27 protein-coding genes and 1 pseudogene are annotated in these 25,784 nt (G+C 56.4%); 17 read left to right on the top strand and 11 right to left on the bottom strand.

Features of this window, described 5'->3' with window-relative positions; all coding sequences use genetic code 11:
- Positions 1–67: 67 nt before the first annotated feature.
- Together ghoS and AC6I8D_RS08150 are read left to right on the top strand one after the other, a co-directional pair.
- Positions 68–388, top strand: coding sequence for a type V toxin-antitoxin system endoribonuclease antitoxin GhoS (gene ghoS, locus AC6I8D_RS08155; RefSeq protein WP_312056834.1), 321 nt, complete (start codon positions 68–70; stop codon positions 386–388).
- Between the two features lie 78 nt (positions 389–466).
- Complete coding sequence (locus tag AC6I8D_RS08150) at positions 467–1,360, top strand: fructosamine kinase family protein (protein ID WP_497819925.1); 894 nt, start codon at positions 467–469, stop codon at positions 1,358–1,360.
- A 16-nt stretch (positions 1,361–1,376) separates the two neighbouring features.
- Here AC6I8D_RS08150 and AC6I8D_RS08145 read toward each other — a convergent pair whose 3' ends face one another.
- Positions 1,377–1,913 carry a YniB family protein gene (locus AC6I8D_RS08145; RefSeq protein ID WP_312056797.1) on the bottom strand — a complete coding sequence of 179 codons (537 nt, stop codon included), beginning with the start codon at positions 1,911–1,913 and terminating at the stop codon, positions 1,377–1,379.
- 145 nt (positions 1,914–2,058) lie between these two features.
- Here AC6I8D_RS08145 and hxpB point away from each other — a divergent pair, with 145 nt between their 5' ends.
- The 6 genes from hxpB to AC6I8D_RS08115 all read left to right on the top strand — a co-directional run bounded on the left by hxpB (position 2,059) and on the right by AC6I8D_RS08115 (position 7,364).
- Positions 2,059–2,727, top strand: coding sequence for a hexitol phosphatase HxpB (hxpB, locus tag AC6I8D_RS08140; protein ID WP_497819924.1), 669 nt, complete (start codon positions 2,059–2,061; stop codon positions 2,725–2,727).
- A gap of 176 nt (positions 2,728–2,903) precedes the next feature.
- Positions 2,904–3,740 (top strand): 5-dehydro-4-deoxy-D-glucuronate isomerase, encoded by an 837-nt coding sequence (gene kduI / locus AC6I8D_RS08135; protein WP_312056795.1) that lies wholly within the window; start codon positions 2,904–2,906, stop codon positions 3,738–3,740.
- Positions 3,741–3,756: 16 nt separating this feature from the next.
- On the top strand, positions 3,757–4,518 hold the full coding sequence (kduD, locus tag AC6I8D_RS08130) for a 2-dehydro-3-deoxy-D-gluconate 5-dehydrogenase KduD (RefSeq protein ID WP_312756729.1): 762 nt from the start codon (positions 3,757–3,759) through the stop codon (positions 4,516–4,518).
- Positions 4,519–4,659: 141 nt separating this feature from the next.
- A complete protein-coding gene (locus AC6I8D_RS08125; protein ID WP_046288366.1) occupies positions 4,660–5,250 on the top strand; it encodes a metal-dependent hydrolase in 591 nt (196 codons plus the stop codon).
- Positions 5,251–5,402: 152 nt separating this feature from the next.
- Positions 5,403–6,794 carry an L-cystine transporter gene (locus AC6I8D_RS08120; RefSeq protein ID WP_031375684.1) on the top strand — a complete coding sequence of 464 codons (1,392 nt, stop codon included), beginning with the start codon at positions 5,403–5,405 and terminating at the stop codon, positions 6,792–6,794.
- 195 nt (positions 6,795–6,989) lie between these two features.
- A complete protein-coding gene (locus tag AC6I8D_RS08115; protein WP_497819923.1) occupies positions 6,990–7,364 on the top strand; it encodes a DUF6515 family protein in 375 nt (124 codons plus the stop codon).
- A gap of 70 nt (positions 7,365–7,434) precedes the next feature.
- Here the strand turns inward: AC6I8D_RS08115 and osmE are convergent, their stop codons facing one another.
- Positions 7,435–7,770, bottom strand: a complete 336-nt coding sequence (osmE, locus tag AC6I8D_RS08110; protein ID WP_010245718.1) for an osmotically-inducible lipoprotein OsmE — start codon at positions 7,768–7,770, stop codon at positions 7,435–7,437.
- Between the two features lie 302 nt (positions 7,771–8,072).
- On the opposite strand from osmE, the gene AC6I8D_RS08105 reads away from it, so the two are divergent.
- From AC6I8D_RS08105 to cho, 8 genes are all read left to right on the top strand, one after another.
- Positions 8,073–9,275 carry a multidrug effflux MFS transporter gene (locus AC6I8D_RS08105; RefSeq protein WP_497819922.1) on the top strand — a complete coding sequence of 401 codons (1,203 nt, stop codon included), beginning with the start codon at positions 8,073–8,075 and terminating at the stop codon, positions 9,273–9,275.
- A gap of 118 nt (positions 9,276–9,393) precedes the next feature.
- Entirely contained in the window at positions 9,394–10,218 is an 825-nt protein-coding gene (gene nadE, locus AC6I8D_RS08100; protein ID WP_312057332.1) for an NAD(+) synthase, read from the top strand.
- A 60-nt stretch (positions 10,219–10,278) separates the two neighbouring features.
- The gene (gene yddG / locus AC6I8D_RS08095; protein ID WP_497819921.1) at positions 10,279–11,169 is read left to right on the top strand and encodes an aromatic amino acid DMT transporter YddG; all 891 of its coding nucleotides are present in this window, start codon (positions 10,279–10,281) and stop codon (positions 11,167–11,169) included.
- Positions 11,170–11,386: 217 nt separating this feature from the next.
- Positions 11,387–12,079, top strand: coding sequence for a hypothetical protein (locus AC6I8D_RS08090; protein ID WP_497819920.1), 693 nt, complete (start codon positions 11,387–11,389; stop codon positions 12,077–12,079).
- Positions 12,080–12,081: 2 nt separating this feature from the next.
- Positions 12,082–12,270 carry a hypothetical protein gene (locus tag AC6I8D_RS08085; RefSeq protein ID WP_312057336.1) on the top strand — a complete coding sequence of 63 codons (189 nt, stop codon included), beginning with the start codon at positions 12,082–12,084 and terminating at the stop codon, positions 12,268–12,270.
- Between the two features lie 38 nt (positions 12,271–12,308).
- A complete protein-coding gene (locus tag AC6I8D_RS08080) occupies positions 12,309–12,788 on the top strand; it encodes an Hcp family type VI secretion system effector (RefSeq protein ID WP_312057338.1) in 480 nt (159 codons plus the stop codon).
- Between the two features lie 7 nt (positions 12,789–12,795).
- Positions 12,796–13,062, top strand: a complete 267-nt coding sequence (locus AC6I8D_RS08075; RefSeq protein WP_497819919.1) for a hypothetical protein — start codon at positions 12,796–12,798, stop codon at positions 13,060–13,062.
- A gap of 362 nt (positions 13,063–13,424) precedes the next feature.
- Complete coding sequence (cho, locus tag AC6I8D_RS08070) at positions 13,425–14,285, top strand: excinuclease Cho (protein WP_312057341.1); 861 nt, start codon at positions 13,425–13,427, stop codon at positions 14,283–14,285.
- Between the two features lie 78 nt (positions 14,286–14,363).
- On the opposite strand, the gene spy is transcribed toward cho, so the two are convergent.
- The 6 genes from spy to AC6I8D_RS08040 form a co-directional block, all read right to left on the bottom strand.
- Entirely contained in the window at positions 14,364–14,858 is a 495-nt protein-coding gene (gene spy, locus AC6I8D_RS08065; RefSeq protein ID WP_312057342.1) for an ATP-independent periplasmic protein-refolding chaperone Spy, read from the bottom strand.
- A gap of 295 nt (positions 14,859–15,153) precedes the next feature.
- Positions 15,154–16,149, bottom strand: coding sequence for a succinylglutamate desuccinylase (astE, locus tag AC6I8D_RS08060; RefSeq protein WP_312057343.1), 996 nt, complete (start codon positions 16,147–16,149; stop codon positions 15,154–15,156).
- A 50-nt stretch (positions 16,150–16,199) separates the two neighbouring features.
- Positions 16,200–17,528, bottom strand: a complete 1,329-nt coding sequence (astB, locus tag AC6I8D_RS08055; RefSeq protein ID WP_312057344.1) for an N-succinylarginine dihydrolase — start codon at positions 17,526–17,528, stop codon at positions 16,200–16,202.
- Positions 17,525–18,994, bottom strand: coding sequence for a succinylglutamate-semialdehyde dehydrogenase (gene astD / locus AC6I8D_RS08050; RefSeq protein ID WP_497819918.1), 1,470 nt, complete (start codon positions 18,992–18,994; stop codon positions 17,525–17,527). The genes astB and astD overlap by 4 nt, the downstream gene beginning before the upstream one ends.
- Complete coding sequence (gene astA / locus AC6I8D_RS08045) at positions 18,991–20,022, bottom strand: arginine N-succinyltransferase (RefSeq protein WP_312057347.1); 1,032 nt, start codon at positions 20,020–20,022, stop codon at positions 18,991–18,993. The genes astD and astA overlap by 4 nt, the downstream gene beginning before the upstream one ends.
- The gene (locus AC6I8D_RS08040; RefSeq protein WP_312057348.1) at positions 20,019–21,239 is read right to left on the bottom strand and encodes an aspartate aminotransferase family protein; all 1,221 of its coding nucleotides are present in this window, start codon (positions 21,237–21,239) and stop codon (positions 20,019–20,021) included. The genes astA and AC6I8D_RS08040 overlap by 4 nt, the downstream gene beginning before the upstream one ends.
- Positions 21,240–21,667: 428 nt before the next feature.
- Here AC6I8D_RS08040 and AC6I8D_RS08035 point away from each other — a divergent pair.
- A pseudogene (locus AC6I8D_RS08035) lies at positions 21,668–22,221 on the top strand (porin); the annotation flags it as partial.
- Positions 22,222–22,286: 65 nt separating this feature from the next.
- On the opposite strand, the gene AC6I8D_RS08030 reads toward AC6I8D_RS08035, so the two are convergent.
- From AC6I8D_RS08030 to AC6I8D_RS08020, 3 genes are all read right to left on the bottom strand, one after another.
- Entirely contained in the window at positions 22,287–23,735 is a 1,449-nt protein-coding gene (locus tag AC6I8D_RS08030) for a YchO/YchP family invasin (protein WP_497819917.1), read from the bottom strand.
- A gap of 171 nt (positions 23,736–23,906) precedes the next feature.
- Positions 23,907–24,704, bottom strand: coding sequence for a glucose 1-dehydrogenase (locus AC6I8D_RS08025; protein ID WP_312057351.1), 798 nt, complete (start codon positions 24,702–24,704; stop codon positions 23,907–23,909).
- 11 nt (positions 24,705–24,715) lie between these two features.
- The gene (locus AC6I8D_RS08020) at positions 24,716–25,783 is read right to left on the bottom strand and encodes an ABC transporter permease (RefSeq protein ID WP_312057353.1); all 1,068 of its coding nucleotides are present in this window, start codon (positions 25,781–25,783) and stop codon (positions 24,716–24,718) included.
- Between the last annotated feature and the right edge of the window lies 1 nt (position 25,784).

Here is a 25,784-nt window from a genome sequence, read left to right as displayed (position 1 = left end):
TTAATAACTCGCTCATTTTTTCACCATGGTCTACGCTCAGTTCAGTTTCTCTACCCAGAGGTGCATGATGAGCAGCAATTCCTTAACCCGTTATATCGTCACGTTGCAGTATCAGGAATCTGGCTTAAGTGACATTCTTGAGCTAACCGGTGCCATGACGGCTGCCGGGTTTACCACCACCCTGACCGACGACGAGGGGCACCCGCACGAGCTGGGGACCAATAGCTTTGGTATTGTTACCACGCTGGAGGAAGACGATCTGCGTCAGCAGGTGGCTGCCGCTGGCGAAAGCGCACTGGGACAAAAGCCAGAAGTGACCGTCACCACCTTTGAGCAGTTCCTGCGCGACGCCGCCGATCATCGCCCTGCCGCCTCCCCGACTGAGTAAAGGGTGCTTCCGCGCTGGTTTTGGTGAATATTTACGCGCTACAATCGAACTTACGCAGCGAATAACGAGGATAGCCCGATGTGGTCAGCCATTAGTCGTCTGTTAAGCGAGCAGTTAGGCAACGCCGAAATTACCCAACGTCACGCCCTGCCCGGTGGCGAAGTCCATCCCACCTGGCGTATCCGCTACGGTGCCCACGAGGTGTTCGTAAAATGCAACAGCCGCGAGATGCTGTCGCTGTTTACCTGGGAAGCCGATCAGCTGGCACTGCTGGCCCGCACCCAGACCGTCAGGGTGCCGAAGGTTTATGGTGTCGGTCATCATCGCGAAGAGAGCTTTCTGCTGCTGGAATATATTGAGCCGCAGCCGCTCGACCCTCAGAGCGCTTTTCAGCTGGGCCAGCAGCTGGCGCATCTGCATCAGTGGAGCGAGCAGACTCAGTTCGGGCTCGACTTTGATAACAACATCACCACCACTCCCCAACCCAACAGCTGGCTGCGACGCTGGTCGGTGTTCTTTGCTGAACAGCGCATCGGCTGGCAGCTGCAGCTGGCGGCGGAAAAAGGCGTTCAGTATGGCGATACCGAACTGATCATTGCCTGCGTGCAGAGGGTGCTGGCATCACATCATCCTCAGCCCTCTTTACTGCATGGCGATCTGTGGCCGGCTAACTGCGCAGGCAGCGCAGCGGGGCCGTGGATCTTCGACCCCGCCTGTTACTGGGGCGATCGTGAATGTGATTTAGCGATGCTGAGCTGGTTTCCTGACCTGCCGCGGCAAATCTTCGAGGGCTACCACGCTGTCTGGCCGCTGCCGGATGGCTTTTCGCAGCGTCAGCCGGTTTATCAGCTTTATTATCTGTTAAACCGGGCGAACGTGTTCGGCGGGCACTGGCTCGGCGACGCACAGTTCGCCATTGGCCAGTTGCTGGATGAAGATGCGCTGTCAGCCAGTCAGGCCAAACCGGCCTGACTGCATCAGAACTGCATCAGATAAAGCCCAGTAGCGACAGCGCGAAATAGCCAGCGATAGCAATCACCACCGGCAGGACGTACAGCGGGAAAATCTGCAAAAAGATGGTGTGGCGTGGGACGCGTACTTTCTCTTCCAGCTGCTGGCGGGTACGCCCTTCACTGCCCTTCACCTGCTCCAGTATTAACTGATCCTCAATCCCTTCTTTGACATGACGCACCTGGCGTCCCATCCGCGCGCCTGATGATTCCAGCGCCAGCCCGACAAAGATCAGAATATAGATCAGCCAGAATCCGAGGTTCATCTGACCGTTAAATTCCGGCACCGGCGAGTTATGCCAGAACACGTTGAGGAACGGGGTATTAAAGCGGATCATATCGACGATTACATGGACGAAATCGAGCATCACTGCATCAATGCCAGGCTGCTTTTCGCTGTGCTTAAACATAAAGCTCAGTACAGAAATAATGGTCGAGAGTAGCGCCAGTAAAAAAATCACCCAGCCAGCCACACGCTTAAGGATGGCGATGCGGCCAGCCTGTTGATAGGTCATGATATCTCCTGAACCCAAAATCCAATTTGCTGTAAGTCTACCTGCCAATGCTGAAATTTCCCAAATAAAGCGTGGCTGGCTGCTGTCCGTCCCGCAACCGGCCGATCAATGCTAAGGTAAGTCAGACTTTATAAGGAGACCTCAGATGCCCTATCACCGCCCCGTTCTCGCCGCATTGTTTGACATGGATGGCTTATTAATCGATTCCGAGCCGCTGTGGGATCAGGCTGAACTGGATATTTTTTCGACGCTGGATGTCGACCTGTCACGCCGCAACGAGTTGCCCGACACACTCGGCTTACGCATCGATCAGACTGTTCGTATGTGGTACGAAACGCTGCCGTGGAACGGTCCCAGTCAGCAGGAGGTCACGCAACGCATCATTGCCCGGGCGATGGCGCTGATTGACGAGACGCGTCCCCTGCTGCCCGGGGTTGAGACCGCACTGCAGCTGTGCCGGCAGCACAACCTGAAAATCGGCCTCGCCTCTGCCTCACCGCTGGCGATGCTGGAACGGGTACTGGAGATCTTCAACCTGCGGCACTATTTCGACGTGCTCGCCTCGGCGGAAGCGCTGCCTTACAGCAAGCCCCATCCGCAGGTGTATCTCAATGCGGCCGCCAGCCTGGCGATCGATCCGCTTAACTGCGTCACGCTGGAAGATTCTTTCAACGGCATGATCGCCACCAAAGCGGCGCGGATGCGTTCGATTGTGGTGCCCGCTGCGGCGCACCGCAACGATCCGCGCTGGGCACTGGCGGATGTCCGGCTGGATGACCTGACCCGACTGACGCTGGCCGATTTACATGGCTAAGTGCAAGCCCGCCAGCAGGCGGGCTTTTTTTACCCGTTTCGCCGTACTGTTGATCTACTCCGCAAATAATTAAAACAACGTTTCATTTTTATTGAATTCATATCCCGCTCTGCCTAAGATGCCCAGACAGTCCCTGTTCCGGGGCATGCTTAACCTGATCTGCAGAGAGGCCTGAGATGGACGTTCGTCAAAGCATTCACAGTGATCACGCCAGACAGCTGGACACTGACGCGCTGCGCCGCGAGTTTCTGATTGAAACGATTTTTACTGCCGATAACTACACCCTGACCTACAGCCATATCGACCGCATTATTATTGGTGGCGTGATGCCGGTGAATAACCCGGTAACGATTGGCGATGAAATGGGTAAACAGTTAGGCGTCAGCTATTTTCTTGAGCGCCGCGAGCTGGGTATGATCAATATCGGTGGCCCCGGACTGGTAGAAGTGGACGGTAAAAGCTGGGAAATCGGCCATGAAGAGGCGCTCTATGTCGGTAAGGGCGCGCGAAATCTGCTGTTCCGCAGCCTGAATCCGGCCCAGCCGGCGAAGTTCTACTACAACAGCGCCCCTGCGCATGCCACCTTCCCGGATAAAAAAATCACCTTACAGGAGGCCGCCACCGCCACGCTCGGCGATCCTGCCACCTCCAACCGCCGCACCATCAATAAGTTCATCGTGCCGGATGTGCTGCCGACCTGTCAGCTCACCATGGGCTTAACCAAACTGGAGGAAGGCAGCCTGTGGAACACCATGCCGTGCCACACCCATGAACGCCGCATGGAGGTCTATTTCTATTTCGACATGAGCGAGGAGAGCGCGGTGTTCCACATGATGGGCGAGCCGCAGCAAACCCGTCACCTGCTGGTGCATAACGAACAGGCGGTGATTTCACCCAGCTGGTCGATTCACGCCGGCGTCGGCACGCAGCGCTACACCTTCATCTGGGGCATGGTGGGCGAAAATCAGGTCTTTGATGACATGGACCACGTCAAAATCAGCGAACTACGCTGAGCAGAGGAGAAATATCATGATACTGAATGCGTTTAGCCTGGAAGGGAAAGTGGCGCTGGTGACCGGCTGCAATACCGGTTTAGGACAGGGTATGGCGCTGGGCCTGGCGCAGGCGGGATGCGACATCATCGGCGTCAACCGCGAAGGACCGGACGAGACCCAAAGCAAAGTGGAAGCACTGGGCCGCCGTTTCTGGCCGATAAAGGCTGACCTGATAAAAACGGAGGTGGTCGGCTCGGTAGTAGAGCAGGCGCTGGCCGCAGCCGGTAAAATCGACATTCTGGTGAATAACGCCGGGATTATCCGCCGCGAAGATGCACTGAACTTCAGCGAGCAGGACTGGGATGATGTGATGAATCTCAACAGCAAGAGCCTGTTCTTTCTGTCACAGCAGGTTGCCCGGCAGTTTATCGCTCAGGGTAACGGCGGAAAAATTATTAATATTGCCTCAATGCTGTCGTTTCAGGGTGGGATCCGCGTGCCCTCTTACACCGCATCAAAAAGCGCGGTGATGGGGCTGACCCGACTGATGGCGAACGAATGGGCGAAGCACAACATTAATGTTAATGCGATCGCCCCCGGTTACATGGCCACCAATAACACCCAACAGTTACGCAGTGATGAAGCGCGCAGTGAAGAGATCCTCGGGCGTATCCCGGCCGGTCGCTGGGGCGCACCCGACGATATGATGGGACCGGTGGTGTTCCTGGCCTCAGCGGCCTCTGATTACGTTAACGGCTTTACGCTGGCGGTGGATGGCGGCTGGCTGGCGCGCTAATTTATCGGGCGGACAGGCCGCAAGGATTGTCCGCTTTTTTTAGTTAAATTCACGCTTCGTTACAGCGTCACATGTTCTCATTCACTGGATAAATCCCTATACTGGATGCATCGACAGTTTTATTTGCAGCCAGGTTCCATCATGACGGCCGAGGGCCATATCATTTTTGCCATTGCGAGTGCCATTTTCGCTAAACGTGCTGAACTTACACCGGTGCTGGCGCAGGCAGACTGGTGGCATCTTGTTCCGTCGGCACTGCTGACCTGCCTGTTGCCCGATATCGATCATCCAAAATCGCTGCTCGGGCAGCGGCTACGCTGGCTCTCCCATCCGATTGCACGGGCGTTTGGCCACCGCGGTTTTACCCACAGTTTACTGGCGGTGGCCGCCGGGCTGTGGCTGTTTCAGCTTAACCTGCCGGCGGAATCGCCGATTCCGCCTGATGTACTGCAGGGACTAACGCTGGGTTATCTCAGCCATATTGTTGCTGACATGCTGACACCGGCAGGCGTACCTCTGTTATGGCCCTGCCGCTGGCGCTTTCGTCTCCCTATTCTGAAAAGTCAGAAAGGTAACCAGCTTGAGCGGGCGTTATGCCTCGGACTGGTCGGTTATGCGCTGTGGTTCCCGGTGGGCATGCCTTCGTTTGGTGCAAACGGCTGGCCCGCTCAGCTGTTTGATACGCTACAAAATGGTGTCGGACGGCTAATTTCCAGCCAGACTGCGCATTAAATCAACAAATTAAGCGATTAAGTTATAAAGCATGCCATTTGGATATAAGGCCTGCACCCTCTCCTGCTGCTACCATTCCCGCAGTCTTAATTCGTGATTAACATTATGCGGTTTTCCCGACGCGGAAAACCGCATTACTCTGGAGTTTCAGTATGGACCTTCCTCTTACGCTAAACCTCGTCGCCTTTGTGGTGCTGCTGGTGCTGCTCTCTCGTTTCAGCCGCAACAACTGGAGCCTGTCGAAGAAAGTGCTGACCGGTCTGGTGATCGGCGTACTGTTCGGCCTGGTGCTGCAGCTGATTTACGGTGAAAACAGCGCGGTGGTTAAAACCTCCATCAGCTGGTTTAACATCGTTGGCAATGGCTACGTGCAGCTGCTGCAGATGGTGGTAATGCCGCTGGTGTTTGTTTCGATTCTGAGTGCGGTTGCCCGCCTGCATAACGCCTCTTCGCTGGGTAAAATCAGCGTACTGACCATCGGCGTGCTGCTGTTTACCACCGCTATCTCGGCGCTGGTTGGGGTGTTCGTCACCGGCCTGTTTGGTCTGAGCGCTGAAGGTCTGGTGCAGGGTGTGCAGGAAACCGCGCGTCTGAGCGCCATTCAGAGCAACTACGTCGGCAAAGTCTCTGACCTGAGTGTGCCGCAGCTGGTGCTGTCGTTTATTCCGAAAAACCCGTTTGCCGATCTGACCGGTGCCAATCCGACCTCGATCATCAGCGTGGTGATCTTTGCTGCCTTCCTTGGTGTGGCCGCGCTGCAGCTGCTGAAAGATGATGAAGTAAAAGGTCAGCGCGTGCTGGTGGCGATCGACACGCTGCAGTCGTGGGTGATGAAGCTGGTTCGTTTAGTGATGAAGCTGACGCCGTACGGTGTGCTGGCCCTGATGACCAAAGTGGTAGCCGGTTCGAATCTGCAGGACATCATCAAACTGGGAAGCTTCGTGGTTGCCTCTTACCTCGGTCTGGCCATTATGTTTGGCGTCCATGCGCTGCTGCTGTCGGTCAACGGGATTAACCCGATGCGTTTCTTCCGCAAAGTGTGGCCGGTGATTACCTTTGCCTTTACCAGCCGCTCCAGCGCCGCCAGTATTCCGCTGAGCGTCGAAACCCAAACCCGTCGCCTTGGCGTGCCGGAGTCGATTGCCAGCTTCTCAGCCTCGTTCGGTGCCACTATCGGCCAGAACGGCTGTGCCGGCCTCTATCCGACCATGCTGGCAGTGATGGTTGCGCCAACCGTTGGCATCAATCCGTTTGACCCACTGTGGATCGCCACGCTGGTCGGGATTGTCACGCTGAGCTCGGCTGGCGTGGCCGGTGTTGGTGGCGGTGCGACTTTCGCCGCGCTGATTGTGCTGCCCGCCATGGGCCTGCCGGTCACTCTGGTGGCGCTGCTGATCTCCATCGAACCGCTGATCGACATGGGCCGTACCGCCCTGAACGTCAACGGCTCCATGACCGCCGGTTCCCTCACCAGCCGCTGGTTAGGTCTGACCGATAAGCGCGTACTGGACAGCGATGAACACGCCGAACTGGCGCACCGTTAATCCCACATCAACCTGGCGCACCCGCGCCAGGTTTTCTGCTCTTCTCCCGCTTTCTCTCCATAATTTCCCCGCTTGATGGCGACGCAGTTAAGAAAACGTTAAGCATGGTAAACAGGCGAAAATTCGCCGCTTTAGCGCTTGTCTTTAGTCGCTAAAAGGCCAATTCTGCAGGCAGTCTTATGAGGAGAATGCCCGATGAAAAAAGTTATCGCCTCCCTGCTGGCGTTAACCCTGTTAACCCCGGCTATCGCTTTCGCTCATCCTGGCGGATGGGGTCCACATGGTGGTGCTGGTCCACACTGGGGCGGGCCCGGTCCGGTGCGTTTTTTACCTGAAGCCGCAACAGCGGTGTTGATCGGCGGACTGACCTATTACCTGCTTAACGGCAATTATTATCAGCGCCATGGCGAAGAGTATGTAGTGGTAGAACCGCCTGAAGATTGCCGCATCAGCGATGAGATGCGGGTGCTGGACTTCAACGGTAAACGCTTTTATGTGCAGCAGGGGCATTACTACCAGCGGCAGATAGATGGCGACTACGTCGAGGTTCCACGGCCGGCAGGCTTATAACAGCTGCAACGAAAAACGGCCCGTCAGATGACGGGCCGTTTATTATTCGATTAGGGCTACTGCAAATGCCTTACTGCTGAACCTGCGGATCGGTATCGTATTCCGCACAGCTCTGGAAGCCGTAGTTCATTACGCGACCGGTATCGTTGTAGCTAACGAAATAGGTCTGTGCTTTGCCGTCACGCTGGCCCAGTACATAAGTCTGGCAGGTGCCACGCGCGTGAACCATGGTGATTTCAGTCGACGGTGTGCCGGCGATCTGACGAACCTGGTCACGGGTCATGCCTTTTTTAACATCCTTCACCACTGGCTTAGTCACGTAGCTTTCAGCGCGGTCGTAAGTCGTACAACCAGACAGGGCAGCCAGCGTCAGCGCCGCAGCGATACATCCCATCACTTTATTCATCTTGTTGTTCCTCATTTATTGTCCATGTGCAGACAAGCCTGGAACATAAATTCAGGTTTATCAAGTTTATGGCGAACTTTTAATGCACTGGTAATCGTCAGGATTTCGTAAAGAAGGCTGTTTTGCTGTCAACGGGCACGTATAATCTGCGCCAAAAAACAGGCCCCTTAGCCAGACTAAAAGCGTCGCCGGGGCGCGGGTTGCCCTCACCGGCTGCTCACGGGATGACGCTGGCATCAGTAACTGCCCGCTAACGCGTTGTCCGCCTTTCATTCACCCATCGCTTCAGATACTGAGGATAAATGACACCTGCACATTCTAACCGGCTGGTTTATGCCATCACGCTGGGCCTGCTGGCCGCACTCGGCCCGCTGTGTATCGACCTATACCTGCCCGCGCTGCCCCAGCTGGCCCGTGACCTGCAGACTGAAACCGCCACGGCGCAGCTTAGCCTGACCGCCGGACTACTCGGTCTGGGTGCCGGCCAGTTAGTCTTCGGTCCGATGAGTGACAAATTTGGTCGCCTGCGGCCGCTGGCCCTGTCGCTGGTGCTGCTGTTTATCGCCTCAATTGGCTGTGCGCTGGCGCAGGATATTCATCAGCTGCTGCTGGCTCGCCTGTTTGAAGGTTTAGCCGGCGCGGGCGGTGCGGTGTTATCGCGAGCCATCGCCCGTGACATGTACAGCGGTCACGAGCTGACCCGCTTCTTTGCCCTGCTGATGCTGGTAAACGGTCTGGCACCGATTGCCGCTCCGGTACTCGGCGGCGTGCTGATGACGGTGCTTAACTGGCGTGGCATTTTTGTGGTGCTCGCCTGTATTGCGATACTGCTGATTCTGCTGGCGCGCTGGAAACTGCATGAAACTCTGCCCGAGACGCGCCGCAGTAAAGGCTCGATTTTATCCGCCTACGCCGCGCTGGGCCAGGTGATTACCCATCGTCCTTTTATGGGCTTCTGCCTGACTCAGGGCTTTATGATGTCCGGCATGTTTGCCTATATCGGCGCATCGCCGTTCGTGTTGCAACAGCTCTACGGCCTGTCGCCACAGGCGTTTAGCTTCTGCTTTGCGGCTAACGGTGTCGGACTGGTGATCGCGTCCCAGACCAGCGCCCGTCTCTGTCCGCTGTGGGGAGAATATCGGGTGCTGAAAGGCGGACTGACGCTGGCGTTTGTCGCCTCCAGCCTGCTGCTACTGGCCGCACTGACGCAGGCGCCGTTACCGCTACTGCTGGTAGCGCTGTTCTTTACCATCGCCAGTAACGGGGTAATTGCGACCACCGCTTCATCACTGGCGATGCAGAGCCAGGGCCATCGCGCTGGCAGCGCTTCGGCAGTGATTGGCGTTACCATGTTCACGCTGGGTGCCATCACCGTGCCGATTACCGGTATTGGCGGAACCTCAGTGCTGAGCATGACCGCCACCATTTTTGGCTGCTTTATGCTGGCGATCCTGATGTTCCTGCTGCTGGCAAAAAAACCGCTGCCGCAGGTGAAAACTGTCTGATTTCGCAACGGTTAACTGAAATCCGCTGCCGCTTTGGCTTGTTGTTTTCGCTGAGTCACGTTAGCTTTAATAAAACGTTCGCATCGAGCCGACGGGCCACTGACCTGAGGAGAAGTTCATGTCACTGCAGCAGGAAATCATTGAAGCACTGGGCGTTAAGCCCACTATCGACGCCGATCATGAAGTACGCGTTAGCGTCGATTTTCTTAAGTCCTACCTGAAGCGGCACAGCGGCCTTAAGACGCTGGTGCTGGGGATCAGCGGCGGCCAGGACTCCACCCTGGCGGGTAAACTGGCGCAGCTGGCCATCAGCGAACTGCGCCAGGAGAGCGGCGATAACGACTACACCTTTATCGCGGTGCGCCTGCCCTATGGTGTGCAGGCCGATGAGCAGGATTGTCAGGACGCACTGGCGTTCATTCAGCCCGATCGGTCGCTGGTGGTGAACATCAAAGAATCGGTGCTCGCCAGTGAGCGGGCGTTGCAGGCGGCCGGCATTACGCTGTCTGACTTCGTGCGCGGCAATGAAAAAGCGCGTGAGCGAATGAAAGCGCAGTACAGCATCGCCGGCATGACCCAGGGCGTGGTGGTCGGCACCGACCATGCAGCTGAAGCGGTCACCGGCTTCTTCACCAAGTATGGCGATGGCGGCACCGACATTAATCCGCTGTTCCGCCTCAACAAACGCCAGGGCAAACAGCTGCTGAAACAGCTTGGCTGTCCGGAGCATCTCTACCTGAAGAAACCGACGGCCGATCTCGAAGACGATCGTCCCGGCCTGCAGGATGAGGTGGCGCTGGGCGTGACCTACGAGATGATTGATGACTATCTGGAAGGTAAAACCATCGATCCTGATAACGCAAAAATCATTGAAGGCTGGTATCTGAAAACCGAGCACAAGCGTCGCCCACCGATTACCGTTTTTGACGACTTCTGGAAGTAACCCTGCCCCTCCCTTGCTGCGGCAAGGGAGGCTCTGCTGCCTTACCCGCTTGAGAGTGACATGCCTGCTGCTGCCCCACGCGCCACCCTGATCGGTCTGATTGCTATTCTGCTCTGGAGTACCACCGTTGGCCTGCTGCGCAGCGTCAGCGAAGCCTTTGGTGCCACCGGCGGCGCTGCACTGATCTATACCACCACCGCCCTGCTGCTGTGTGTTACCCGCGGTCTGCCCAAACCAGGCGCGATGCCCGCCGCCTATTTAGCTATCGGGGGCGCGCTGTTTGTCGGCTATGAAATCTGTCTGGCGCTGGCCATCGGGCTGGCCAGTAATCGCAGCCAGTCGCTGGAGCTGGGGATGATCAACTATCTCTGGCCCTGTCTCACCGTGGTGCTGGCGATCCCGTTTAATCAGCAGCGTTTTCGCCAGTGGCTGTGGCCGGGACTGGCGCTCTCCCTGCTGGGTATTGTCTGGGTAATGAAAGCCAATGGCGGCGGTTCGCCCGCCCAAATGTGGCACAACCTGTTGCGTAACCCGACCGCCTATTCGCTGGCCTTTATCGCCGCCATCACCTGGGCACTCTACAACAATGTCACCCGTCGCTATGCCAGAGGGGCGAATGGGGTCACGCTGTTTTTTATCCTGACCGCGATGGCGCTGTGGCTTAAATACTTCCTGAATGCGCCAGCGGCACCGATGACGTTTAGCCTGGAGCCGCTGCTGCAGGTGTTATTTATCGGGGCGTCGACCGCCATCGCTTATTCAGCGTGGAATCACGGCATTCAGCACGGCAACCTGACGCTACTGGCGACCGCCTCTTACTTCACGCCGGTTTTGTCCGCACTGCTGGCTTCGTTATGGCTGGGTCTGACGCCGCCGCTGGCATTCTGGCAAGGAGTCGCGATGATCACGCTCGGTTCGCTTATCTGCTGGCTGGCGACGCGGCGTCTGTGAGCAGACGGCTGGCGATCATATTTTGAACTGCGTTAACCTAATGAATTAGCGAGTCAAAAAACCAGGAAAGTCATGTTTTACGCCGTTTCTCTTCCCTGAGAAACAATATACATAACCGCATATTTCGTTTAGTTATTAGCAATTCTGTTTACTAAATGAACATTTACCTTTAAGTTTATACGGCCATAGAACGGCCATTAACCAAAAGGAATCGGTTATGTACTACAGCAAAGAAGTTATCCGTTATTTGCAGTCGAATAACATCCTCGCTTTAAAGTTCGACCACGCATTAACCGGCGTCGGAAACGCGGTATCAAATCAGCTTGAAACGATTGGCGCAGGCGCCAGACGTGCGCTCTATTACACGTCCTGTTTTACAGATGAGTATAACGATGTTTGCCAGCAACAAAAGACCGAGGATATTCGATTCAGGGATGCCGTTTATAAGGTAATACGCCATGGCGATGTGATCTTTGACATGCTCCGCATCTACTTCGAAGAAGTTTTCAAATACAAAACTTCTGAGCAGTCAGAACAGATAAAACAGTGCCTGATGAATGTGAATGTCCATATCGCCGCTAATTCTCTCACCAGTGCCGGATTTACGTTAGCGGTCGCCAGCAGCGTTCGCATTGGATTAAACATCAACCTTGAAATGAGCACTCTTGCAGGTACGTGGGCTTCCCGTGGTATTGCCGCTATTGGGTTTTATGGCGTTGTGCAGAAAGCTGCGGAGAGTGCTCATCGCCTGCATATTCAATTTCCTGCCTATTATGCTGCGCTTTATGCACAAGGGCTGGAAATGCTTTACTTTCTTATTGAGTCGGTATTCCAAAAGGCGGGCGCTATCGAAGCACAATGGGCATCAAATGACGACATTGTGGGCATCATTAGCCGGATGATCCAATAATCATGATGAAGATTATCAACCGCTTTTTACGGTGGCAGGGGCGTATCTTCTTTTCGGTTTACGGCCCAACCGTACTGACCATTGTTTTTGCCCTGCTTCAGGCTCATTTCTTCCCGGGTAGTCCGGTCTGGCCAATTGGTGTTTTCTTCGTAGCCGTAATGTTTATTTTTGGTCGTTATGTGAAACGCTGAACGTCCCAATATTGAATACACACTGATAAGGAAATTACATGTCTGCTCCCGCACATTTATGGCTTGAAGATGAAAGCGGCTCTCCGGTAATCGGAAGCTGTATGATGCCACTGCGTCTGGGCTCTATCGAGTTAAAGTCCTACTCTCATGGTATAACTATCCCGGTCGATCCGAACTGGGGGAAACTTACAGGAACGCGTCTCCACCGCCCTATCACGATAGTGAAGGAGTTTGATCAAACAACGCCACTGCTTTACAGAGCTGTCTGCGAAGGTCGAACCATGAAAAAGGCGACAATCAGGATGTACCGTATTCTGGAATCAGGCATTGAGGCCGAGTATTTCAATATCATTCTGGAAAACGTCAAGTTCACCACGGTTGCGCCATACCTGTCTCCTGACGGTATCAGTGGGACTCATCTTGAAACGCTCGAATTACGCTATGAGGCGATTACATGGAAATATACAGACGGTAATGTGATCTACCGCGACACATGGAATCAATTAGCTGCATATTGAAATAATAATGCCCGGCATGGGTGCCGGGAAGCGGGTTTGGCTTATTTTAACCAGCACAGCAAATAACACAGAATTACATACCGGAACTCTTTTTACGCCATCAGGAAATACTATTATTTCAGATGCCATTAACATTATCACCCCTGCGCTGCCTCGCCGCATATCCCACTCGGTGGCTTTACCTGCCCACCAGCCGCAATCTTTGTCAGAACACCTTTCTCGTGAGCAGAGGCTCGATACCCAAAACTGGCTGGCCATAAAACGCAAAAAATGACGGCGAGTGATAATGAAGTGCGTGGAAGAGACTGACTCATTATCGTCGTTTAACGCCTGTTTTTCGTACTGCTTTTGAAAGATTCCAGACAACAAGCAGCTAACACAGCTTTTAATCCTGGGGTGGTTAAGGATAGCGGATACCGATTAGATGCTTTCACTATCGTACTCTTTAAAATTATTAAATTTCATATCCTTAGTTCAAAATCCGGGGGGTTCGCTATCAACGATCCCGATGTTGATAACGAGATCCGCTGCATTAGCAATAACCATCAGGTCTGCCGGCTGGAACCCTTTCATCTGGCTGGCGATCATTTCACCTGCCTGTTATGCTGTATGGACAACCAGTAAATGGAGTCCATCTTGGTCAGACGTGCTGCAACGCACCGCCTCGAGTTCGACGCGGCTGCAATTTATCAATATCCCGAACACCTGCGCGAGTGGCTGGAAGGCCTGCCCAATCAGCCCGGCGTATATACCTTTCACGGCGAAAGTGATTCGCTGCCGCTCTACATTGGCAAAAGCGTCAACCTGCGCTCGCGGGTGATGTCCCATTTTCGCACGGCGGATGAGGCAAAAATGCTGCGCCAGTCGCGGCGCGTCAGCTGGATCCCGACCGCAGGCGATCTCGGCGCGCTGCTGCTGGAAGCGCAGATGATTAAAACGCAACAGCCGCTGTTTAATAAGCGCCTGCGTAAGAATCGTCAGCTCTGCTCGTTGCAGATCACCGACGGTAAACCGCAGGTGGTTTACGCCAAAGATCTCGACTTCAGCCAGTCACCCAACCTGTTTGGCCTCTATCGCAGCCGCTTTGCCGCGCTGGAACGGCTGAAGCAGCTGGCCGATGAGTATCAGCTCTGCCACGGCCTGCTGGGGCTGGAAGCGCTCAGTGCTCAGCGCGGCTGCTTCCGTTCCGCGCTGCGCCGCTGTGCCGGTGCCTGCTGCGGCAAAGAGCCGGTCAGCGATCATCAGGATCGGTTACTGGAAGCGCTGGAAAATGTGCGGGTCTTTTGCTGGCCGTGGCAGGGTGCGGTCGGGCTGGTTGAAGAAGGCAAACATATGACCCAAATCCACGTCATCGATCACTGGTTTTATCTGGGATCGGTCAGCAGTATGGAGGAGGCGAAGACGTTGCAGCGTACCAAAGGTGGCTTCGATCATGACGGCTACAAGATCCTCTGCCGCCCTATTCTGTCGGGCGATTATCCTATTCTGCCACTGTGATCAAAAAAAACCGCCGACGCTGTCCACTTACTATCAGTGGACAAGGCCGGCGGTCTCAGACCGTTCGCTTAACGAAAATTATTCAGCGGGTGCGGCTGGCGGTGCCATTTTGTCATCGTGCGGACGTTTCTCTGTCAGACGCTTTTCGAAGTTGGCGTTATATTGCTTCTTCTGCTCGGGTGTCAGCACGTTATACAGTTTGTTCTGGGTTTCCAGCATCTTCAGCGCATGCTCTTTCGCATTGGCGGTCATTTTTTCCGCCTGAGCCTCTGCTTTGCTCTGGTCGAAGCTGTCCGCGGCAACAATGCTGTGCATCGCACGGCGCTCTTCCAGCGACGGACGCTTCATATCTTTGTGGCTCTCTTTCATGATGTCGCGCATCTGGGTTTTCTGCGCGTCGGTCAGGTTCAGACCTTTAAACATCATCTCCATGCCGTGACGCATTGGCGGCTTATGCATTGCTTTTTCACTGCCGGCTGGCGCTGGAGTCAGGTTATCAGCGGCGGCGTGAACAGCGCTGGCCGCGCCAAATGCCAGTGAAGAAGCCAGTAACAGGGAAGTCAGTTTGCGCATAATAGTGTCCTTATTGATTCGGGATTATGACGACAGCACTCTGTCGCGTCTTCGGAAACAAGCATACGACGCTGAACGTCAACTACTCAGAGGCTGAGTAAAGCCGTGAAAGCATAAAAGACAAAAATTCGGCAATCATGAAGAGAATGCGAAGAAAGGCGTGAGGAATTGCAAAAGTTTATGAATTTAAAGCGAATCTGGCAGAAATCATGGAGAGGTGTGCGGAGAGTGTAAGGGTTAAGTCAAAAAAGCGGAAGTAAAACTCCCGCTTATTCCCGGCTGGTGATAAACCACGTCAGAGCGGCAGCGCCTGGGTCTGTTCGCCCTCTTCAATCAGCATTAATCCGGCTCGCAGTCCGGCAGCCACATTGGGGTTGGGGAACAGCACATACTCACGCGCCTGCTGGACGTAATAACGGGTCTCGCCGTCCTCCGCCAGCAGCGTGCCCTGCGGGAACGCGGTGAAGTTCAGCGTTTCCGCTGACATGTGCAGCTGAAAGTTTTCACTCAGTCGGGTAATCTGCTGCGCCACCCGATAGTGACGCGGGGGTGCCAGCGCCTGTGGCAGCGCATCGCCGTACAGCAGTGCCGCCAGCGCCTGTTGCGTGGCGCTGAACTGGCTGAGATCGTTAGCGCCGAACGGTAACGCTTTCCCTAACTCCAGCGTACAACTGGCCGCGCCGAAATGTTCACAGCTGAAATGAGTAAAGGTGCCGCCCGGTGAACGGTGAAACACCAGCGCTTCCAGACCCGCCGCCGCCAGCCAGTCGATAAACTCTGGCGGCCACGGACGCTCGTTGTGCGGCATCACGCCGAAGCGAGGATGATAAGAGCCGCGGATCGCGGTGTGCATATCGAGGTGCCAGCGCGTCTCATCACACTCACCGACCTGCCAGAAGGTTTCCAGCGTCTGTTCCAGCCGCAGCACGCGGCGGGCTTCGTCGCCATCATCAATCTGCTGCCAGCGTCCGCCAAACAGCCGGTTAATGTCGTAGCGGATGTAACGCTTGCCGCTACGCAGCGCAGAAGGATTACCGAGGATCACCAGCATCCGTTGCTGCAGCGGCTTCTCACCGCGTAACAGCGGCGTGATCACCTGATTGAGTATTTCGACCGGCGCGGTTTCATTGCCATGAACGCCGGCGGAGAGCACCAGCGCCTGTTTGACCGGCACCGTCGGTTCCATTAACAGAATGCCGTGATACAACCATTGCCAGCGAAGATGCGCCGTTTCACCACTACGCTTATGCGGCGCCTCGCCGGACAGCGTTTGCTGTAAAAAGTCCTGCATCGTTCCTCCTTTTGGCCTGAAGCGAACGGCAGCCTCTGCTGCCGCGCCCTTCACTGCTGAAATGCGTACACATTTCCTAAGTCTAGCAGCTTCGTCAATTCATCCAGCGCGTCACGTCCTTCGCGCAGCAGCTGAGGATCGACCAGATCGGCCTGAGTCAGGCGATCGCGATAGTGACGATCAACCCACTGGTTAAGGGTGACGAACAGCCGATCGTTCATCATCACCGCCGGATTGACCGCCTGCTGCTCCTGAGGCGTCAGCACCACCCGCAAGCGCAGGCAGGCCGGGCCGCCTCCGTTATACATGCTTTCACGCAGATCAAACACCTTCAATGCCTTCAGCGGACCACCGCTCTCCACCTGTTCGCACAGATAATCCCAGACGCCCGCGTGCTGACGTGACTCTTCCGGCAGCACCAGCAGCATGCTGCCGTCGGGCTGACTCAGTAGCTGGCTGTTGAACAGATAGGTGTTAACCGCATCCTTCACTGATACCCGATTTTCCGGCACTTCCAGCGCCACAAATCCCGGTACCCGCGCCTGTAACTCGGCCAGTAACGCAGGCTGATCGACAAAGGCGTGCTGATGACAGAACAGCATCTGCTGATTGCTGACGGCAATCACATCATTATGAAACACGCCCTGATCGATAACCGCCGGGTTTTGCTGGGCAAACAGCAGATGATCGGGTGAGAGCTGATGCAGTCGCGCCACCGCTTCACTGGCTTCGCGTGTCTGACGGGCCGGATAACGCTGCGGCGCCATCCCTTCGTGGCTGCTGTCGCGACCGTAAACAAACAGCTGCACGCCGCGCTCACCATAATCTCCGCCAAACCGGTTATGGTTGGCCGCGCCTTCATCGCCAAACATCGCGACCTGCGGCAAAGCATCATGCACCGTAAAATGGCGGCTATCGCGGAAAATGGCGCGCAGCAGTAACGCGGTCTCCGGCGCTTCCATCGCCCGATGAAACTTGTTGTTGAGGTTAGCGACGGTCAGATGGACCCGGCCATCACCACTGTCAGCCGACGGCGAGACCGTGGCAGCATTTGCTACCCACATCGCCGAAGCGGAACTGGCGGCCGAGAGTAAACCCGGTGCGGTTTTCCCGGCGCGGGCCAGCACCTGCTCATCGCTGCCGCTGAAGCCTAACTGACGCAGCGCCGCAATATTTGGCCGCTCATGAGGCGGAATGACACCCTGCAGATAGCCCATATCCGCCAGCGCCTTCATCTTCAGCAGGCCCTGCTTCGCCGCCAGACGGGGATTCGACGGCTGCAGCTGATTACGCGTCGAGGCCTCATTACCAAACGACAGACCGGCATAATGGTGAGTTAAACCCACCAGCCCATCAAAGTTCGCTTCTGTTGCTTTCATTTGGCCGTCTCCGCGCCGGCGAAATCAAGCCCCGGCGATAGCGTGGCAGGCAGCGTCAGATCCGGCGTCTCCAGCGAGGCCATCGGCCAGGCACAGTAGTCGGCGGCGTACCAGGCGCTGGCGCGGTGGTTGCCCGATGCTCCAATGCCGCCAAACGGCGCAGTACTGGCCGCCCCGGTCAACGGTTTATTCCAGTTTACGATGCCGGCGCGTGCCTCAAGCAACAGCTGATCAAACTGCTGACGCGACGGTGAAATCAAGCCGCACGACAGGCCGTAGCGCGTCTGGTTGGCCAGCGCAATCGCATCATCGTAATGGTCATAGCGAATCACCCCGAGCAAGGGACCAAACACCTCTTCATCCGCAACGCCTTCGACGCCAGTCAGTTCAATAATGCCCGGCGTCAGTAGTGCGCTGTGGCGATCCGGCCAGCGCATCGCCAGCAGCACCTTGCCGCCCGCCGCGACCCGCTGCTGCCATTCGCCATAAATTTTTTCTGCCGCTGCGGTCGAAATCACGCTGCCCATAAACGGCTGCGGCTCTGCGTTCCAGCGGCCCGGCTGCAAACGACCGGCCACTTCCACCAGCCGCTGTAAAAAAGCATCGCCTGCCGCGCCGCGTTTCACCAGCAGCCGACGGGCACAGGTGCAGCGCTGACCGGCAGTGATAAACGCCGACTGCAGCGCAATGTGTACCGCAGCGTCAATATCAGCCGGATCTTCAACGATCAGCGCATTGTTACCGCCCATCTCCAGCGCCAGCATCTTCTCTGGCTGGCCGGCAAACTGACGGTGTAGCTGATAACCGGTATGCGCGCTGCCGGTAAACAGCAGGCCATCGATCTGGTTATCCGCGGCCAGCGCCTGTCCGGTTTCCCGACCGCCCTGCAGCAGCGCCAGCACACCGGCGGGCAGGCCAGCCGCCAGCCAGAGCTGCACGGTTTTCTCAGCCGTCAGCGGCGTCAGCTCGCTGGGTTTGAACACCACGCAGTTACCGGCCAGCAGCGCCGGAACGATATGACCGTTCGGCAGATGTCCAGGGAAATTATAGGGACCAAACACCGCCAGCACGCCGTGAGGACGGTGACGCAGGCTGCTCTCACCTTCCGACTGTTCACCCGTCCGGCTGTGATAGGCCTTAACCGAGATAGCGATTTTATTGATCATCGCGCCGACTTCAGTCAGCGCTTCCCAGCGCGGTTTTCCGGTTTCACGGGCAATGGTTTCCGCCAGCTCAGCCTTGTGCGCCTCCAGCTGCGTGGCAAATTTTTCTACCGTCGCCTGACGCTCGGCAAACGGCCGTTTTGCCCAGCCGGGAAACGCGGCGCGCGCCGCTTCACAGGCGGCACTGACCTGTGCCGGCGAAGCCGCCTGGCCCTGCCACAGGGTTTCACCGCTTACCGGGTCTGATTTGACCAGCGATTCAGCCTCGCCGCTTAGCCAGTCTCCATTAATCAGGTGGGTCATGCTTTTTTCTCCTCGCTGCAGAGCGGCACCACGCGCAGGCTATCGCCCGGCTGGCAATGCAACGCCCGCATCTGTTCATCGGTCAGGTGCACACAGTCGCTGTCAGCCTCGGCCGGAATCAGCGCCACGCGGAACTGGCGATAATTGTTGTTGGCGACCAGGCACAGCGGCGCATCGTGGCGATTTTCGCCCGATTCCGCACAGCGCAGCCGACTCTTGCGTACCGCACGGATCCGATCAATGTCGCACTCCAGCGTCGGACCGCCATCAAAAATGTCGACATAGTTGAGGTAGCGAAAACCTTCCGCCTCCAGCACGGCGCGGGCCGGCGCAGTTTTAGGATGCACCTCGCCAATCACCGCCTGCGCTTCTGGTGACAGATAGTGAATATAGAGCGGGTGTTTTGGCATCAGCTCGGCGATAAACGATTTCTGACCGGTGCCGCTCAGGAAGTCGGCTTTGCTGAATTCCATCGAGAAGAAACGGCTGCCGACGCTGTCCCAGAACGGCGAATGGCCGTGCTCATCGCTGACGCCGCGCATCTCAGCCACCACCCGATCCATAAAGCGCTCGCGGAAATTAGCCATAAACAGAAAGCGCGACTTTGACAGCAGATAGCCGTTTTTACCGTCGCGGTAGTCCGGATCAAGGAACAGCGTACACAGCTCACTGCTGCCGGTATGGTCGTTACTCAACGACAGCGTGGGCAGCGCGGCATAAACATTCAGCTCTTTGGATGCATGCACCTGAGTGCCAACCCGGAAGTTATACCAGGGGTCCTGCAGGCCCACCGCCACTTCGATAGCGCAAATCCCGACTGCGCGATTGTCTTCGCTGTCGGCCAGCACAAACACATAGCCCTGCTCGGCGCGCGGTAGCGTATCCTGCCAGGTTTGCAGCGATCGATCGATACGCGCCTGCAAGGTAGCGCTATCAACCGGCAGCGAGGTCAGCCCGCCGCCGGTTTTGCCTGCCAGCGCCAGCAGCTGGCTCAGATCATCGCGTTCAACCGGACGGATTATCATCATGATGCGGACCCTCGTACCAGGCGTTCACAAACCTCGGCGAAGCGTGCCATGCCCAGCTTCACTTCCTGCTCACTGATATTGAGCGCCGGGGCGAAACGCACCACGTTGGCACCGGCGATCAGCACCATTACCCCCATTTCTGCCGCGGCGAGATTGATCTGCTTCGCTTTGCCGGCAAAATCGTCGTTCAGCACCGCACCAATTAGCAGACCCAGTCCGCGAACCTGTTTAAACAGGTGCAGCCGCTGGTTAATCTCGTCAAGCGCGGCGACGATCCACTGGTGTCGCTCGGTCACGCCAGCCATCAGGGCCGGTTGATTAATCAGTTCCATCACTTTACCGGCGACCGCACCAGCCAGCGGATTACCGCCGTAGGTGGTGCCGTGCGTGCCGACGCCCATCACTAACGCCAGATCTTCACGCGTCAGCATCGCCCCGATCGGGAAGCCGCCGCCGAGCGCTTTAGCGCTGGTCAGCACGTCAGGCGTTACGCCGTAGTGCATGTAGGCATAAAGCGAACCGGTGCGACCGACGCCGCTTTGTACTTCGTCAAAAATCAGCACCGCATGATGCTTATCGCACAGCTCACGCAGTCCGCGCAGGAACGCCGGTTCAGCAGGCACCACGCCCCCTTCACCCTGAATCGGTTCAACAATCACTGCACAGGTATCGTCATTAATCAGCGCTGCTGCAGCGGCCAGATCGTTGAAAGGCGCATGCTGAATGTCAGGCGGCAAAGGGGCAAAATCTTTGGAATAGGCCGGTTGTCCTCCGGCGGAAACGGTAAACAGGGTGCGGCCATGGAAGGCGTTATTAAAGGCGACAATGCCGCTTTTAGCCGGACCAAAGCGGTCGTGTGCAACTTTACGCGCCAGTTTCAGCGCGGCTTCATTCGCCTCGGCACCGGAGTTACAAAAGAACACCCGATCAGCGAAGGTGGCATCGATCAGCTGCTTAGCCAGACGCAGAATAGGCTCGTTGGTATAACCGTTGCCGGTATGCCATAACCGCGCCGCCTGCTCCTGCAACGCCTGCTGTAACGCCGGATGAGCATGCCCTAATGCATTGACGGCAATGCCACCGGCAAAATCGATGTAATCCTTGCCGTTTTGATCCCAGACGGTTGATCCTTCAGCGCGGACCGGCACAAATGCGGCGGGCGCATAAACCGGCATCATCCATTGATCGAAATCGTGACGCGAAACCTGCAGTGACATAACCCGCTCTCCTGCTTCCCCGACTGGGTAAAGCTTTTGTTTTAAAATTGTTAAAGGATGTTGTGAAGCAGCTCTACTGTAGAGTGCAGGTAGCGTGCCAGCCAAGGAGATTAATGCATAAAATGGGTCATCAAACGAATTATCAATAACTTAGGTAACGATGATATTCACTTATTTTGCATATATAGTGAATAATTGTCTGATCGAAGCGCCAGCGCCGGGTTTTAATCAGCAGAATTATGCATTTATGGCAGGAAATATCGCTTTTGTGATCGCTGATAAATTATCTGTCCAAAAAAGCTCAGCCGTTGCCCTGTTTTAGCGCATTACGCCTTTTCACGGTGCAGTAAAAGCCGCGATTGCCCGCCGGGCGGCGCGCAGCCAGCCCGGGTTGATTTAACAATTAATCTGCATTTGCCACCACTAACTATGCTGAGCTGAAATCTGGCGAGGAAAATGCTCTGGATGATGGCCGTCGCTATGGCCTGGTGTATGACGTACCCGGTTACACCGATATGCTGCCGTTCTTCGGCGGCGATTCCGGTTACACCGATGCCTTTGTTTCCGCTCGCTCGACGGGCGTGCTGACCTGGCGCAACAGTGACTTCTTTGGTCTGGTGGAGGGATTAAACCTTGTCGCGCAGTATCCGGGTAAGAATGAGCGCAGCAGCGACATCGATGGCCTATGGCGCTCTGACGGCGGCGGTTTTGCCAACAAAGCGCAAAATGTCGAAGCCGTGGCGTAGTATCAGTTGCTGAATGGGTTCCGTCCGTCGCGGGGCTATGTGTCATGGAAAGGCAATGAGATGGAGAACATCGGTGACGCTGACCTCATTAAGTACTCCGCGGTTGGCGCAACCTGATGCTTCAACAACAACATATCGGTTTACGATGAGTACCGTATCAACCTGCTGAATGACAACAATCCACTCGGTCTGGCCACCGACGACGTTACCGCGTGGGCCTGATCTATCAGTTCTGATTATCCCGCTGTGTTACGCAACGGCCCGACAGTGATTGTCGGGCCGTTTTTATTGGTGCGGTGCGCTACAGCGTGACGCCGGAAGCGCCGACTGGTGCCATCAGATCGTAACGATCATCCTGGGAAGCATCGTCCATCGCCATCGGCGGCTGAATTTTCAGGGTGATCCAGTTTGAGGTTACCCGTTGCTGCTTGCTGTCTTCCAGCGTAACCGACAGCCGGTATTCATTGCTGGCACCCGGAGAGTCATCCCACTGCGGTAAAATTACGCTCCAGCCCTGCGGATCGGCGTTACTGGCCGGCGGCGTCAGGCTCAGCGCCTGGGTATCGCCCTGCCAGCTCACCGCCTTGATCGGATTGCTGGCGCGTACCTGAAGCTTCAGCGGCAGGCTCTCACCGGCGTTTAATTGCCACGGCGGCGTCGCCAGGAAGACTGACAGGGTTTTGCGCTGGCGGAATGACAGCACCGGCGTATCGCTGCGGCTGACAATATCGTAACGGCTGCCGCGCAGCGAGCGCGCTTCATCGACATTACTGGCATCCAGCTGGCGACGCAGCGCCACGCCGAAGCGATAATTGAGCTTCAGCCCAAGCTGATCCTGCGTCTCTCCGGCACTGCTGGTTTTATGGGTCGCCGACAGCGTCACCAGCGGCACTGGGGTATACGACAGGCCAAACGACATCGCCGAAGGATTATGGTAGCGGTTGCCGCTGTTAAACAGATCGACGTTTTCGCCCAGATATTGCTGGTAGCTCACCGAGACGCCGAGCTGACGATAGAAAGGCAGGTAGGTTTGACTGGTGATGTCATAGCCGCGCGCCATGCGCTGTTGCTGAGAATTACCAAGATTTTTCCAGCCCGACAGCGGCATGTAGTAATTGGCTGAAAGCCGCAGATTATCATTCCAGGCTTCGGTTCCGAGCGAAGCGCGCTGCAGACCGCTGCTGAATACCCGATCGACAAAACCGTTGTAGCCGAGCAGCCAGTTGCCGGCATCCCAGCGCTGGCCCAGGCCGGCATTACCGACCACGCCATCACCGGTATCGTGTAACCCGAGCTGGCTGAAGGTGAGCATACTGTTCTCGTCAGCCAGCGCACTGAACAGATCGCCGCCGGTGCCGGCAAAGTTACCGTTCATGTCCACCATCAGATCGAGCTGTGCCGTGCCGTACGGCGAAAGCAGCGACTGCCCTTCGCTCTCGACCCGATTGGCTACCTCATCGCGCAGATGATTAAAGGCCCAGACCCCGGCCTGCTGACCAAAGGATGCGTCACTGTCATTGTTGCTGGCTTCGCCGATGCTTTTAGCGATCGATGCCAGCTTCCTGCTCCACTCTTCATCCTGTTCCGCGCTGCTGCCCAGCGTCGGGAGCGCCTCCAGCGACTGACAGTAGCGTGCCGGATCGTCAAATGGCGTCTCTGACACCCGTGTTTCGGTCTGTAACGCGCGGGCGGGCTGGGTAACCAGCAGCGTGGGCGCGATCAAAGAAAGAATCACTGTTTTTCGTATCATGTCACCAGGCATTCGGATTAAGGTTAAGCGTGAGCGAAGGAAAAAATATCTCGCCTTTACCTTAACATATTGTGACAGCGATTCAGGACAGACGTGACAAATTGTGCATATGCCAGAAAATTCTGACACAAAAAAGCCTGCCGCAGCAGGCCCGGAGGAGACAACCGCGCATCAGGAGAAAATTAACCCGCCATCGACATTAATTGTCTGGCCGGTGATGTAGCGCGCATCTTCAGACGCCAGAAAGGCCACCAGCCCGGCGACGTCTTCAGGCTGACCGGCACGCTTCAACGGAATGTTATTCACCCATTCCGCCATCAACTCCCCTTTGCCGTAGGTTTTCTGATCGTTACTGAGGATTTCGCCCCAGACGCGATCGTTGTAATCCCACATTTCGCTCTCAATGATGCCGGGACAAAATGCGTTGACCGTGATGTGCCACGGCGCCAGCTCCAGCGCCAGACTCTGGGTAATGCCAATCACCCCCATTTTGCTGGCGGCGTAGTGCGGTGTATAGATGAAGCCCTGCCGCCCCTGCCCCGATGAGGTGTTAATCAGGCTGCCGCTGCGCTGCTTTACCATATATTTCGCCGCTTCACGGCAGCAGAGCCAGACGCCGGTGGTATTCACCGCCAGCACCTTGTCAAAATCGCTTTTTGGCATACTGTCGAAGCGATCGATGGTGATCACCCCGGCATTCTGGATCGACACGTCGATCTGACCAAAGCGCTCGGCGGCCTGCTGGTAGAGCTGCTGCACCGCGGCCTCATCGGTGACGTCCACCTGCAGCGCCAGGATCTCACTGCCGAACTGCTGCTGGAGCTGTTCGGCGGTGGCAAAGACGCGATCGGCGTTCGATACCATCACCAGCTTCGCTCCATCGCGGGCAAAGCGGGCCGCAATACCGGCACCAATGCCTCGGCAGGCCCCGGTGATCACCACTGTTTTTCCACTAAAATCGCGGGTCATAAACGCTCCTGTTAACTGTGACGGATGTCAGAGAGCGGTGCCGCCTGCAGCTTCTTTTCATGACGACGTAACAGCACCACTTTGCTTTGCAGACGTTGCTGGAACTGGTCAATCACCACTGCGGTGACAATCACCAACCCTTTAATCACCATCTGCCAGAAATCGCTGACGCCCATCATCACCATGCCGTCCGCCAGGAAGACAATCACAAAGGCGCCAATAATCGAACCGGAAACCCGTCCGCGCCCGCCTGCCAGCGCCGTACCACCCAGCACCGTGGCGCCAATCGCGTCCATTTCAAACATGTTGCCGGTCATCGGGTGCGCCGTTTGCAGCTGAGAAGCGACCACCAGCCCGACCAGGCCCGCGCACAGGCCGGAGAAGGCGTAGACAAACACTTTCACTTTGATGATCGGCACGCCCGCCAGCCGTGCGGCTGACTCATTGCCGCCGATGGCGTAGATGTATCGGCCGAGCGGGGTTTTACGCGTCAGGTAGAGCCCGAGCAGCAGAAAGCCGATCATCAGCCAGATCGGGATGTAGACCCCCAGCACCGTGCCGGAACCGAGCAGCGCAAAGCCAGTGTTGCCGAGTGCCGGCAGCCCGACCAGATTGGCGTAGGTGCTGCCATCGTTGAACAGCAACGCCGCGCCGCGCGCCACGTACATCATCCCGAGGGTACAGATAAACGGTGCCACGCCCAGCCGGGTGATCACCGTGCCGTTAATTAATCCCACCAGCACGCCAAAGATCGCCACCACCAGAATCACTTCGGGCACGTTGAGGAACAGGGTATTGCCGCCCCACAGCGGCACGCCGTTGGTCAGCAGCGCGCCCGCCACCATGCCGCAGATGCCGGCCACCGCGCCCACCGACAGATCGATGCCGCCGGTAAGAATGACCAGCGTCATGCCGATCGCCAGCAGTCCGGTAATCGCCACGTGCTGGGTCATGATCAGCAGATTGGACGGGGTCAGGAAGTTGGGAACCATCACGCTGAAAAAGCTGACCACAATCAGCAGCGCAATAAAGGTGCGCGCCTTCAGCAGATACATATAGAGCAGATATTTTTGGTTCATG

The sequence above is a fragment of the Pantoea sp. X-Soil-MYKO-1785 genome (genome assembly GCF_059730675.1).
Note: the sequence above shows the minus strand (reverse complement) of the source record. Positions and strands in the feature narration are given on the sequence as shown.